At 33.2% G+C, this 13,098-nt stretch carries 11 protein-coding genes, 1 pseudogene and 1 other annotated feature; of the genes and pseudogenes, 9 read left to right on the forward strand and 3 right to left on the reverse strand.

The window, feature by feature from the left end; genetic code table 11:
- Nucleotides 1-13: 13 nt before the first annotated feature.
- From H8909_RS03340 to H8909_RS03365, 6 genes are all read left to right on the forward strand, one after another.
- The gene (locus H8909_RS03340; protein ID WP_187011832.1) at nucleotides 14-250 is read left to right on the forward strand and encodes a hypothetical protein; all 237 of its coding nucleotides are present in this window, start codon (nucleotides 14-16) and stop codon (nucleotides 248-250) included.
- An 82-nt stretch (nucleotides 251-332) separates the two neighbouring features.
- Entirely contained in the window at nucleotides 333-938 is a 606-nt protein-coding gene (locus H8909_RS03345; RefSeq protein ID WP_187011833.1) for an ABC transporter ATP-binding protein, read from the forward strand.
- Nucleotides 925-1,410, forward strand: a complete 486-nt coding sequence (locus H8909_RS03350; RefSeq protein WP_187011834.1) for a hypothetical protein — start codon at nucleotides 925-927, stop codon at nucleotides 1,408-1,410. The genes H8909_RS03345 and H8909_RS03350 overlap by 14 nt, the downstream gene beginning before the upstream one ends.
- 37 nt (nucleotides 1,411-1,447) lie before the next feature.
- Nucleotides 1,448-2,197, forward strand: a complete 750-nt coding sequence (locus H8909_RS03355; protein ID WP_187011835.1) for a Cof-type HAD-IIB family hydrolase — start codon at nucleotides 1,448-1,450, stop codon at nucleotides 2,195-2,197.
- Nucleotides 2,194-3,204, forward strand: a complete 1,011-nt coding sequence (locus tag H8909_RS03360) for a helix-turn-helix transcriptional regulator (protein WP_187011836.1) — start codon at nucleotides 2,194-2,196, stop codon at nucleotides 3,202-3,204. The genes H8909_RS03355 and H8909_RS03360 overlap by 4 nt, the downstream gene beginning before the upstream one ends.
- Nucleotides 3,205-3,325: 121 nt before the next feature.
- A complete protein-coding gene (locus H8909_RS03365; protein ID WP_187011837.1) occupies nucleotides 3,326-5,266 on the forward strand; it encodes an oxidoreductase in 1,941 nt (646 codons plus the stop codon).
- Between the two features lie 34 nt (nucleotides 5,267-5,300).
- Here H8909_RS03365 and H8909_RS03370 read toward each other — a convergent pair whose 3' ends face one another.
- On the reverse strand, nucleotides 5,301-5,819 hold the full coding sequence (locus H8909_RS03370; protein ID WP_187011838.1) for a TetR/AcrR family transcriptional regulator: 519 nt from the start codon (nucleotides 5,817-5,819) through the stop codon (nucleotides 5,301-5,303).
- A 104-nt stretch (nucleotides 5,820-5,923) separates the two neighbouring features.
- Nucleotides 5,924-6,229: a hypothetical protein gene (locus H8909_RS03375; protein WP_187011839.1), complete on the reverse strand. Its 306-nt coding sequence runs from the start codon at nucleotides 6,227-6,229 to the stop codon at nucleotides 5,924-5,926.
- 128 nt (nucleotides 6,230-6,357) lie between these two features.
- On the opposite strand from H8909_RS03375, the gene H8909_RS03380 reads away from it, so the two are divergent.
- A complete protein-coding gene (locus H8909_RS03380; protein WP_187011840.1) occupies nucleotides 6,358-8,229 on the forward strand; it encodes a PTS fructose transporter subunit IIABC in 1,872 nt (623 codons plus the stop codon).
- Between the two features lie 157 nt (nucleotides 8,230-8,386).
- Here H8909_RS03380 and H8909_RS13740 read toward each other — a convergent pair.
- Nucleotides 8,387-9,326, reverse strand: a pseudogene (locus H8909_RS13740) (Abi family protein).
- A 564-nt stretch (nucleotides 9,327-9,890) separates the two neighbouring features.
- On the opposite strand from H8909_RS13740, the gene H8909_RS03390 reads away from it, so the two are divergent.
- Nucleotides 9,891-10,841: a hypothetical protein gene (locus tag H8909_RS03390; protein WP_187011841.1), complete on the forward strand. Its 951-nt coding sequence runs from the start codon at nucleotides 9,891-9,893 to the stop codon at nucleotides 10,839-10,841.
- Nucleotides 10,842-10,988: 147 nt separating this feature from the next.
- Nucleotides 10,989-11,223, forward strand: a binding site (T-box leader).
- A gap of 73 nt (nucleotides 11,224-11,296) precedes the next feature.
- Nucleotides 11,297-13,003 carry a carbon starvation CstA family protein gene (locus tag H8909_RS03395; RefSeq protein ID WP_187011842.1) on the forward strand — a complete coding sequence of 569 codons (1,707 nt, stop codon included), beginning with the start codon at nucleotides 11,297-11,299 and terminating at the stop codon, nucleotides 13,001-13,003.
- Nucleotides 13,004-13,098 lie beyond the last annotated feature (95 nt).

Genomic DNA, 13,098 nt, shown 5'->3' on the forward strand with positions numbered 1-13,098 from the left:
TTATCTAGTGATTATGTATAAGAAGGTGATGATCATCAATGGGATTAATCATACTTTGATTACACGTAAGGGCTATAAGAATTCAAAACAAAATATTTATGCCTTTATGATCATGGCTACACTTCTTTTTTTAGCTATTCTCTATGGCTTCTTATTTCTTGTATATGGTATCTCTCAAATGAGTATCAACCTTCTATTGATGTTAGTTATTTATACATTTCTATTTCTATTTGTACTTACAGTTCAATAGAAAATCAAATATTCTCTATATTGCTTTACCTATCATTATTAATTTAATTTGTCATTATATGTTCTTCTAGGAGGAGATAAATATGTTGAAAGTCAATCATATTAAAAAGAGCTTTAAACAAAACACTGTATTAGAAGATATCAATCTAGAAATTAATAAAGAAGAATGTCTCTATATACATGGAAAGAACGGATGTGGTAAATCTACACTCTTTAAGATCATCTGCGATATTATTCAAACTGATTCAGGCACTATTGAAAAGGAGTCTGATACATATATTGGTGCACTTATAGAAAATCCAGGATTTATTGAAAATGAATCTTTAAGATTCAATCTTGAGTTTCTTGCTTCAATCAATCATCACTATAATGAAGAAAGAATAAGAGAACTATGTCATATGTACTCATTAGATTATGATAGTTCTTCCACACTTAAGAATTATTCTGTAGGTATGAGACAAAAAGCAGGTATTATCCAAGCGGTTATGGAAGATCAGAATCTTATTTTCTTTGATGAACCAACTAGAGGGTTGGATGAAGAGAGTATTATCGTATTTGAGAATATGGTCAATACACTAGTAGAAGGTGGTAAAAGTGTAGTGATTGCATCACATGACCGCTTAGCACGTGTAAACTATACTCATATCTATTTACTAGAAGAGGGGAAGCTTCAATGTGAAGACTATTAAGAACTATGTTTCTCTCTTCATTCTATTTCTTATATGTAAAGAAGTATTTCATATCACCTTTATTGATTATGCAGATATCAAATACTTCTTTCCTCAAAGACCTATTTATATTGTTTTTTCACTTCTAGTTAACTATTTTTATTTGAAAATAGTGTTTGATTGTATCTTCCGGTATATTGAAATAGATATATTTTCAGTCATCAGAATGGGAAGAAAGAAGTATCATACAACGATGTTCAAAAGAATAGTAGATACACTAGTTGTATTTGTTTTGTTTTCTATTCTCACTGATTTCTTCTTCTATGATATTTGTATCTTAGGACTTATAGGAACAGTCTTCATTGAAATAGTTGTAGGACTATGTATGTCTTTATTCTATAAAAGATTAGGAACGCATACGTTCATGATTACATTTATACTTATCATTTTATTTAAATATCTCATTACTTTGGCTTTAGGAATTATGTCTTGAAGCCTTTTGTGTTATGATGGTTTCTAGGAGGTGTTCTATGAAACTCATATTTTGTGATATGGATGGTTCATTACTAAACCGTCGTTCTAAAATCTCACCACGAACACTAGAAACACTTATTAAACTACAAGAGAAGGGAATAGGTATTATTCTCTCTAGTGGTAGACATATTAATAGTCTAAAGAAGTATGGTAATATGCTTCATTTTGAAAAATATCCAATGAGTGGCTATTCCTGCAACAATGGCCAAGCTTATCATGATCATTTAGGTAATAAGATATTTGAACATGAACGTTTAAACTATGACGATTATCTAAAAGTAAGAAAATATGCGAAAGATCATCATTATGGCTTTATCGTATATATAAAGAATAAAAGAATCATGTTTCACTATAACGAATCATTACTTGTTCGATTACTACATTTGCATATTCCAATACACGTTGATACAATCTTTGATAAGTTTGTCTATTTTGGACGTCCTTCTTTTGACACACAAGGACTAGATTATTCTTGTTCTTTAGTTGATCCTTATTGGCTTGAAATAGGACCAAAAGGTGTAGATAAAGGAACAATGTTAGAAAGAATTGCAGAGTATCGCCATATAGATTTAAAGGATACCATCGCTTTTGGAAATGGTGAAAATGATCTCCCTATGCTTATAAAAGCAGGAACAGGTGTCGCAATGGGGAATGCACTTGAACATGTGAAAGAACTATCCAATGCAGTATGTGATGATTATGATCGTGATGGAATAGGTAAATATCTGGAGGAATTACTATTATGATGAATATGACAAGTTATTATGATTTTTCAGGACAGAAATTTGGTTATCCCCTCTCTTTAAGTATCAACAGCTTTGATCGTCATATCTTCTCTAGACAAAATAGTTTAGAACTCTCTTATGTCTTGCAGGGAGAATATCAGATAGTGACAGAGAAGCTTACTTCTAAACTATCTAAAGGTGAACTTGTGATGATTGCTCCGGGAGATATACATTTAATCTCTCATAAGAAAGATGGAGTGATTCTTACAATACATATAGATTTTGATCGTATGACTTCCGCTTTGAGTGGGAATAGTAATGAGGCTTTTTCTACAATGATTGTCACAAATCAGGCCTATGATCAATTAAAAAATAAGATATCAGGAATCCTCAAACTTATTAGACAGGAAAACTATAACCTCTATACTTTGAATGCCTATATGATGGATATCCTCTCTATTGCTTCTCAGGTCTCATTCTCTATGTCTTCTTTACCTTTACAGGATGAAGCCCATAAGAACTATATGCAGGCTATTTTATATATAGACTCACATTATAATGAAAATCTTACTTTAGGTGATGTAGCAGATACACTTTCATTTAGCTTAAGTTATACGTCTAAACTTTTTAAGAAGTTTACTGGTATTACTTTTATTAAATATTTAAACAGTGTACGCATTCGTGCTTCTCTAGAAGATCTATTAGAAGGAATAAAGAATATATCAGAGATATCAGATGAATGTGGTATGCCTAATTCTAAAGCTTATACAGAAGCATTTAAAGAAATCTATGGTATATCACCTAGCAATTATAGAAAACGTTTTAAGAAGAATTTTGCGCCTACTGTAGAAAAAGAAATGAAACTTCATGACTTTGATAGTATACTAGAAGAATTTATTAATGAAGAAGAAACAATCTATGAAGATGAAAAGTGTAAGATTACTTTAAATGCAGAACATATTAAACTAGAAACAGAAGAAGATATTAAAATATCAAATAAAGGTAAGCGTATACAAATTGTTTTATAACAGTCATATATTGTCTTCTCTTAACACTAAGAAGGCAAAATATGACTGTTTTTATATATAAGCATGATTTTTTATTCACAAGAGGAGTGATATAATGTGGACGAAAGAGAGGAAAATACAAATGAAGGAATTTTCACATTTATTTTCACCTATTAAAGTTGGTGAAACAGTCGTAAAAAACAGAGTTTTTATGCCTCCTATCAGTACAAACTTAGCTGATAAGGGTTATGTCACTGATGCACTTGTTGCACATTATGCAGCGCGTGCAAAAGGTGGTGTTGGTTTAATCGTTACTGAAGTTACTACAGTAGAACCAACATATATCTATTTACCAGGAGATATGTCTATTCATGATGATAGCTTTATTCCTGGATGGAAAAAATTAACTGAAGCTGTACATCAGTATGATTGTAAGATCTTACCACAGTTATTCCACCCAGCTTATATGGCTTTCCCAATTCCTGGTACACCAAGACTAATCGCACCAAGTAATGTAGGACCATATTATGCAAAAGAAGCACCCCGTTCAGTCACTAAAGAAGAATTAAAGGTTATTATTAAACAGTTTGGTGAAGCAGCTTTAAGAGTAAAGACTGCAGGAGCTGATGGTGTTGAAATCCATGCAGCACATGCGCATGGTTTATTAGGTGGTTTCTTATCTCCTTTATATAATAAGAGAACAGATGAATACGGAGGAGATATTTCTTGTAGATTAAGACTTACTTTAGAAGTTATTGAAGAAGTACGTAAGATGTGTGGTAAGGACTTTATTATTGATGTACGTATTTCTGGTGATGAATATACTGATGGTGGTTTAAACATCAACGATATGATCTATGTTTCTAAGACATTAGAAAAAGCAGGTGTTGATATGCTTCATGTTTCTGGTGGTACAACTATTGCGAGAGGAAGTTCTATTCCAGCACCAGGTACTAAGATGGGTTCACATGCATTATTAAGTGAAGAAATCAAAAAGCATGTATCTATTCCAGTGGCAACAGTAGGACGTATTACTGAACCTTGGATTGCGGATGAACTTATTGCGAATGATAAAGCAGATATCTGTATGATGGGTCGTGCTAACTTATGTGATGCAGAATTTGTAAATAAGGCAATGAATGGTCATGTAGAAGATATTAGACCATGTATTGGATGTTTACGCTGTTTAACAGGCATCATGTTTGGTAAACGTGTATCTTGTACAATCAATCCATCATTAGAAATTGAAAATGAAGATACAATTAAAGAAGCAGAAGAAAAGAAGAATATTCTTGTCATTGGTAGTGGGCCAGCTGGTATGGAAGCTGCATTTGTAGCTCATAAGAGAGGTCATCATGTTGTTTTATGCGAAAAGGATGATAAGTTAGGTGGAGAAATGAACTTAGCTGCAGTTCCTATCGCAAAACAGGATTTAACACTCGTTATCAAGTATATGGCTCATAAACTTGAAGGTGTTGATGTAAGATTAAATACAGAAGTGACATTAGAGATGTTAAAGAATGAGTTTAAGGATTATGAAGTTATTGCAGGTACTGGTGCATCTCCAATCGTTATTAATCCATTTACACAGTTTAAATCATGGATGACAGCTGATGATGTACTTGCTGGTAGAGCGTTCCCAGGTCGTAAGATCGTTATTATTGGTGGTGGATCAGTAGGATGTGAAACAGCTGATTACTTAGCACCATTAATTAATGACTTATTCCCTAGAAATAGAGATGTCACAGTACTTGAAATGGCCAATGGTGTTATGATGAATGAATCTGGACCAGGCAGAAGCTTACTTGTAAGAAGAATGATGCAGAAGGGTATCAAAATCATTACAAGTGCTAAGGTAGAATCAGTGACTGAAACTGAAATCAACTATACTCAAGACGATGTCACTCATACTATCAAGGATGCAGATACACTTATCTTTGCGGCTGGTTATAAGAAGAACCCTGCCGTAGAAGAAATGCTTCAAGCAAGTGGTCTAAACTATCATATGATTGGGGATGCCCATGAAATTGGTAATATCAAGACAGCTATTACAGAAGGATATAACATCGCAAAAGACTTATAAAATAATCGACCCTCTCAAAAATGAGAGGGTCTTATTATTTGTGATATACAAATGTCTTAATGATTGTCTGTAGTTCCTGTTTTGATTCCTTCTTATTACTATTGAGCCATCCCATCATAATATAGTGGAGGGGTGTTAAGAAAGAAATCATAAAATATTTGAAGTACTTCTTAGTAAAAGGATTATCAAATTCACGAAGAGAGACTTCATCTAGAAAACGCTGCTTCTCCTGTGATAAAAAATCCTGGTAATACCACTTCTCTAATGTAATGAATATGGTTGCATGCGCTTCATAGACATCAATTACTTTCATAATAAAATCATCAGACTCTATATAGTCTTTGTCGTCTATTCTATCTAGATAAGTATACTTAAATAGATTGAAATAGATTTCCTTTAAAACCTCATCCTTAGAACGATAATGGAGATAAAAGGATTGTCTTGATAAATCAGCATTATGACATATCTTTCCTATTGTCAGATCTTCATAATCACTCTCCTTTAGTAACTCCAAAGTACTTTCATAAAGTCTTTTCTTCGCTTCTTTTTTCATAGTGTGATCCGCCTTTAATTCAATTTTACCTTATTTCAAGGCAATAAAAAAGCATCAACTCTTTTGGAGTTGAAACTTTTCGCTTTATATGTCATATTTTACATTTATTTGTTTTGAAAAGCTCTGTTATCTATCTCTATCACATTCCAAAACAAAGCATATCCATCTTTACCGCCACTATTAGCCCAGGCACTTTCCTTGTGTATCTCGCCACGAGGACTCCAGTCATACTTATCTTCCTCACATGATTCAATGTCAATATTCAATGAATCAAATGTCTTAGATGCACTCTCGTACAATGCCTTCACTGCTTCAACGCGCGTTTGAAATAATCCTTCTACTTCGATGTTTTCTCCGTTTTCCATGTCACCATAAATGACTGCATACATAGTAACACCTTCTTTCTTCATCTATTATAGTCTCTTTACTTACGACTGTTAAATAATAAGAAATATAATTTCTTGTAAACATGATATTACTGTACTTATTTACACAAAATTATGCTAGAATGCATGTATATCATAACTAGGAGATTAATATGAAAATAACAGATTTGATGAGTAAAGAAGCTATCAAGATTCATGGACATGCCTCTAGCAAGATGGATGCAATTGAACAAATGGTATCTTTAATGTATAGACAGGGCAATGTCTCTGATAAAGAAGTATATAAAGAAGCAGTTATAAAAAGAGAAAATCTTTCTACTACAGGGATGGTAGATGGTATTGCGATTCCTCATGCAAGAACAAATGCGATTACTCAAGCAGGTATTGCGGCAATGACATTACCTGAAGGTGTTGATTATGAGTCTATGGATGGGCAACCTACTACTCTTATTTTCTTAATAGCTGCACCGGATAATGGAGATAATGTACATTTACAGGTATTAAGTGAATTATCTACATTATTAATGGATCATGACTTCTGTGAAGATTTAAAGAATGCAGGTAGTCCTGAAGAATTCTTATCTATTATTGATTTAGCACAAAGTGAGAAACATGAAGCAGAAACAGTAGAACATCCAGAAGTCTTAGCAGTCACTGCCTGCCCTACAGGAATAGCCCATACTTATATGGCTGCAGAAGCATTAGAAAAGAAAGCTAAAGAAATGGGTGTATCTATTAAAGTAGAAACACAGGGTTCAATAGGGGTTAAGAATGAATTGACTCAAGAAGATATAGAAAACGCAAAGGGTGTTATTATTGCGGCTGATAAGAATATTTCTTTAAATCGTTTTAATGGTTTACCACTTTATAGCTGTCCTGTGGCAAGAGGAATTGATGAACCTGAGAAGCTTATTCAGATTATCCTAGATGAACAAGCACCTGTTTATAAGGGTGGAAAAGTAAAAGTAGAGAATAACCAGGAAAAGGGATGGCGTATTCCTTATAAACATTTAATGAATGGTTTCTCTCATGCTTTACCTATTCTAGTGGCAGCAGGATTTATTAGTGTACTTACATATAGTTTTACATTTAATAATACACAATACTTTGATATATTGAATGTACTTGGAAATATCCTTCATTTATTTGTCTTGCCTGTATTTTCAGGCTATATTGCGATGAGTATTGCGGATCGTCCAGCCTTAGGACCAGGACTTGTATGTGGTTATATTGCCTATAGTGGCTATTCACTGAAATGGACCTATAACCCATATGACGCTCTAGCAAACTCATCAGGCTTCTTAGGAGCTATAGTAGGAGGTTTTCTTGCTGGATACTTAGTACTTGCAGTAAAAAGATTGTTTAAGAATGTTCCTGATATGTTTGATGGTATTAAACCAGTTTTACTTTATCCAGTATTAGGAGTACTTGCATCTGGTATAGCAATGACAGTACTTAATACATATTTAGTTAAGGGTCACGCATTCATTATCAATCGTCTCTATGATTTACCACTTATTTCAGTCGTTATTATTGGTGCATCACTTGGTGCGATGATGTCTATTGATATGGGTGGACCTATTAATAAGTTTGCTTATCTATTTGCGAATGCTTTAGTCTTTACTGAAGCTTCTAATTCAGATGTGATCATGGCAGCAGTTATGGGTGCTGGTATGATTCCACCTCTAGCAATTGGTTTCTCTACACTTATATTTAAGGAAAGATGGACTAAAGAAGAAAGAGGTACTACTTTAAAGAATATTATTATGGGCTTATCATTTGTATCAGAAGGGGCCATTCCTTTTATGAAGAAGGATCAAAAGCACATCCTACCTGCATGTATCTTAGGTTCATTCATTACAGGCGCATTATCTGCATACTATAAATGTGGTATAAAGGTACCTCATGGTGGTATCTGGGTTATCTATCTCATGACTAATCCATTTAAGTATGTCATAGCACTTCTAGCTGGTACAATTGTAGCAGGTCTTATTATTACATTTACACACAAGTCTGAGAATTAACTCAGGCTTTTTTGACGTAAAAAAAGAGGCGCCTTGGCACCTCCCTCGATTGCAGGCTTCACGAGTATCTGCAATCTGATCACAAAAGTAATATAACCTATATGGCACAGTAAGTCAATTGTGGATGATCTAAAATGTGCTTTTTAGACGACTATGATTATATTTTATGGAATTTTGTGATATGTTTCCAGTTAGATGGAAATCCCATATATTCATATAGCTTGTCTAGTCTTAAATTTGAAATCTTCTTCTCGTATTGATTGAAAATATGTACCAGTTGCTTTTTGAATACTAAAAAATCAGCTTGTGGTAGTAGATAACGAAAGGTGATAACTACACAAAATAAATCATTTTTTCCACATATATATTTTGAGCCACTTTTTGGTATGTTTAATCTTTTGTGTATCAATGTGTCAGGAATATCAATGTACGTGTGATAAGAAAAAAGTCTTTCATTATGAGCACATACGTTTCTATAGAGTGTTAACACTTTTAGATATTTAATCATTTCGTTTTTCTTGATATTTCCAAAATCCTGGCAGATGAGTCCTTGTATATTTTGAAGTAGAAATTCAAACATTTTGGATATCTGACCGAAAGTAAGGGCATTACAAGTCACCCACAGTGGAATGTTATGATATTTATTGCGCTGGTAAACAAGATATTTGTGATTCTTGTTTTTTGTTAGATATATTATCTAGCATTTGAATTAGTTTTATAATTCCACGCATATTTTTAGGAATCATGTTGTAGTTGTTGGGATTAAGGTATTCTTCTTGACGTTCTCCATGTTTTTGACAGAAGTGGTAAGAAATAGATGAACGTAGTTTTCTTTCTATACGGCATAAATACTTGAAGAATAATTCACGTAAATCTTCATCTAATTCGTAAAGAGCAACAATATCTTCAAAACAAGTATTATTGATGTATTTACGGGTATGAATATCAATAAATAGATGTTTGTAGCCATCGATTAATCCGTAGTAACTGAAATTTTTTAGGGTTGTAATCGCAAAATTAGTATCAGTAATTATTAAATTTTTTTCGTTTTGTAACTTATCAACCTGAGCGGTATACGTAATAAATGGTTTGTTCATATGCACCTCATAACAATATCTATTATGTGAACTATACAACTTGATGTTTTGTATTCGAAGTTGGTGTTTAAGTACCAAAGATGACTCCTCTACATTTAATATACCTTTTAAATTTGGAAATTACTTTTGTGATTTACATTATTTTTGCACAAAAAAAGAGAGGGGCCTCGGCACCCTCCCCCGATTGCAGGCTTCACAAGTATCTGCAATCTGATCGCAAATAAAATATAACCTATATGTCATAGAAAGTCAATTGTTAATAAGTGATAAATCAGAAAATTTCTGTTAATAAGTGATAAATCAGAAAATTGTAGAAATGCTTCAGAAAGATACAAGAATAATTTTACATTTTACGTTTCTCATGGAGGTATAAGTAAAAACTTTATATAATTAAGGTATATGATTACAATGAATAAATAATTGCTATTACATGAATTACTTAATATGGTAAATAAAGACAAGTGGGCTGAAATATATAATCCAGACAATTATTTCAATATAATCCCACATGATCATGATTCTTTAGAGAATTATCAAGAATCAATAGAAGATTAAGGTGATACTATGGGAAGAATATCAACACTATTTCAAACAATTAAAAATCTAAACAAAGATCGATGGGTCAGAAAATATAATCATCACCAACGATTTTTTGTCGATGTAGATTGGTATGATACTGAAGAAGACTATTTAAATGCACTACGTGATGATTGGAAATCTGAAGCAGATCCATTTGATGAATGTGATCATTATGTTGATGTAACTAAATATGATAATTTTGAAGACTATGAAAAAGCAGTTAATATATGTTTAGAACACCTTGAATGGATTGAAGAAGTATCTAGATATGGTGACTTTGATATTGACCCACAAAAATATAAGAATGAAGATACTTATCTAGATGCTCTGACAAAGAGAATAAAAGAGAAGTATGATCCTGAAAATGAATTTTATTGTATTGATCCTCTAGATTATGATTCACCTTATGAGTATCAATATGAAATAGATGAAAGAATACATTGGCTGGAATTATATGATCCAAATCATCAATATCCTGTTGATCCAAGTGAATTTAGTGATGAAGAAAACTATGTAGAAGCTGTCAATGAGTGGAAAGACTATGTTGCAAGTCTTGATGAAGAATTAGATGAAGAAGAAGCTTTAGAGTCTGATGATATGGATGATTATCGTAATAAAGCACTAAAACAAATGTCTAGAAAACGTCCAAACTCTGTTGAGTATCATTTGGATAATATAGTAGAAGTGCCTCAAAAGGAAAATATATCTGATGATGATAAAAAATCTTGGGAAGATAAACATAATTTCTATAATTCATTTAGTTCAGTTGATCCTACACAGTATGATCGTGAATTAGATTATCTTGATGATTTACGTAAACAATGGAAAGAATACTATGATCCTTCTGATATGTATGATGTAGATCCAAAGGATTATGATAATGAAGAGGAGTATATGGAAGCCATTAAACAATACATTAAATCCAAGTATAGGTAATATTTCTCTATGTATATTTGTTATACTCCGATATGTAACATACGCTTACATTTATGATAAACATAAAACATATAAACAAATTTGCTTTTTTCGCAATAAACTGTTGACAAATGAAAATATCAGACTATTATATAAGCATACATACGAAACAGAGCGATGAACAAGATACGATTTCTAATCCGCTTCCTATAGAGAGCATCCAGTTGGTGGAAAGGATGCAGGTAATGATTATGGGACCATCCCTTGTGAGCTGTTTTCTTGAAAATAATAGTAAAGAAATCCGTAATTTCTGCGTTAAAGAAATAGCATTCATGGGATGTGAAGTGGTGATGTAAATCACAATCTAAGTGGTACCGCGGAAACGAAGGTTTTCGTCTTAGGCAGTCATTCTAAGACGAAAGCCTTTTTTATAATCTGTTTTATATGTATAAAGTAATTCTGGGGGGAATTTATTTATGAATGGTTTACTTTTACTTGGATTAGCAGCCCTTGTCCTAGTAGTAGCTTATCTATGTTATGGTCGCTATTTAGTAAAAACTTGGGGTATTGATCCTAATGCAACAACACCTGCTGTTGCAAAAGAAGATGGCGTAGACTATGTACCAACTAATAAATGGACAGTCTTTGCTCATCAGTTCTCATCTATCGCTGGTGCCGGACCAGTTACTGGACCAGTTATGGCTATGATGTTTGGTTGGTTACCTGCATTCTTATGGGTAGTCATCGGTGGTGTATTCTTCGGTGCTGTACAGGACTTCGGTGCACTTTATGCTTCAGTTAAATCTGAAGGTAAGTCAATGGGTCAGATCATCGAAAAGTACATTGGTAGAACTGGTAAGAAATTATTCTTCTTATTCTGCTGGGTCTTCACATTAATCGTTATTGCTGCTTTTGCAGACATGGTTGCTGGAACATTCAATGGTTTCAGTGTTGAAGGAGTTAAGCTTGCACCTAATGCCAGTGCTGCTTCTATCTCTATTCTTTATGTATTTGTTGCTATGGCATTTGGTTTATTATTACGTAAAGTTAACCTTGAAGGTTGGCCAAAAGTAGTACTTGGAATTGTATTAATCGTTGCAATGCTTGCAGTTGGTATCAAATTCCCAGTATATGCAACTAAACAAACTTGGATCTATTTAGTATTCGTTTATATTTTCTTTGCATCTGTTACACCAATGTGGTTATTAAAAAGCCCACGTGACTATTTAACTACATTCCTATTTATCGGTATGATTGCAGCAGCAGTTGTAGGTGTATTTATGAGTAACCCAACTGTTACTGTACCAGCATTCACTGGATTCAAATCAGCTACAGGAAGTTACTTATTCCCAACATTATTCGTAACTATCGCTTGTGGTGCCGTATCTGGTTTCCATTCACTTGTATCTTCAGAAACATCTTCTAAGATGGTCAAGAATGAAAAAGATATGCTTCAGGTTGGTTATGGTTCAATGTTGTTAGAATCATTACTTGCAGTATTAGTTATCGTTATCGTTGGTTCATTACCAAACTTAAAACAGACTGGTGTCTTAGATTCAGCTCTTGCTAATATGGCTTTAGCTGATACAGCTACACCTTTCACTAAGTTCTCTGCTGGTGTTACTGGCTTAGTAGCACAGCTTGGTTTACCACAGTCTTGGGGACTTTGTATCATGACTATGTTTGTTTCAGCTCTTGCACTAACTTCTCTTGATGCAGTAGCTAGAATCTCACGTATGTCTTTCCAGGAATTCTTCGAAGTAGAAGAAGGAGAAACTCCATCACAGTTAGTATCTGTCTTAACTAATAAATACGTTTCAACACTTATTTCACTCTTCTTTGGTTATTTATTAAGCTTAGGCGGATATGTTAACATCTGGCCATTATTCGGTTCAGCAAACCAGTTACTTGCTGCAATGGTATTAGTATCTCTTGCTGTATTCTTAAAGGTTACTGGAAGAAAAGGCTTCATGTTATATGTACCAATGGTATTAATGTTCATCGTTACTATGACAGCTTTAGTACAGGCTATCTATGCAATTGTAATGAAGCTATTTGTTACTGGTGGATTTGTATTAATGACAGATGGTTTACAGTTAGTCGTTGCCGTATTATTAGTCGCTCTTGGACTTATGATTACTTTCCATTCAACTGGTAAGTTAGTTAATTCAAAAGCTGAATAATTTATACTAAAGTCCCTACATCTAGGGGCTTTTTTTCATGTTTTGAAAAGTGAAAAATTACTCATAGAATAACTTTACACATACTCATATATTTA

This window comes from Catenibacterium faecis, assembly GCF_014306455.1.
GTDB lineage: Bacteria > Bacillota_I > Bacilli_A > Erysipelotrichales > Coprobacillaceae > Catenibacterium > Catenibacterium mitsuoka_A.

Bases quoted from the DNA above. Each gene is read 5' to 3' on its own strand.
- H8909_RS03365 (WP_187011837.1), top strand. From the start codon at position 3,326: ATGAAGGAATTTTCACATTTATTTTCACCTATTAAAGTTGGTGAAACA.
- H8909_RS03390 (WP_187011841.1), top strand. From the start codon at position 9,891: ATGGGAAGAATATCAACACTATTTCAAACAATTAAAAATCTAAACAAA.
- H8909_RS03345 (WP_187011833.1), top strand. From the start codon at position 333: ATGTTGAAAGTCAATCATATTAAAAAGAGCTTTAAACAAAACACTGTA.
- H8909_RS03380 (WP_187011840.1), top strand. From the start codon at position 6,358: ATGAAAATAACAGATTTGATGAGTAAAGAAGCTATCAAGATTCATGGA.
- H8909_RS03360 (WP_187011836.1), top strand. From the start codon at position 2,194: ATGATGAATATGACAAGTTATTATGATTTTTCAGGACAGAAATTTGGT.
- H8909_RS03370 (WP_187011838.1), bottom strand. From the start codon at position 5,819: ATGAAAAAAGAAGCGAAGAAAAGACTTTATGAAAGTACTTTGGAGTTA.
- H8909_RS03375 (WP_187011839.1), bottom strand. From the start codon at position 6,229: ATGAAGAAAGAAGGTGTTACTATGTATGCAGTCATTTATGGTGACATG.
- H8909_RS03395 (WP_187011842.1), top strand. From the start codon at position 11,297: ATGAATGGTTTACTTTTACTTGGATTAGCAGCCCTTGTCCTAGTAGTA.
- H8909_RS03355 (WP_187011835.1), top strand. From the start codon at position 1,448: ATGAAACTCATATTTTGTGATATGGATGGTTCATTACTAAACCGTCGT.
- H8909_RS03340 (WP_187011832.1), top strand. From the start codon at position 14: ATGTATAAGAAGGTGATGATCATCAATGGGATTAATCATACTTTGATT.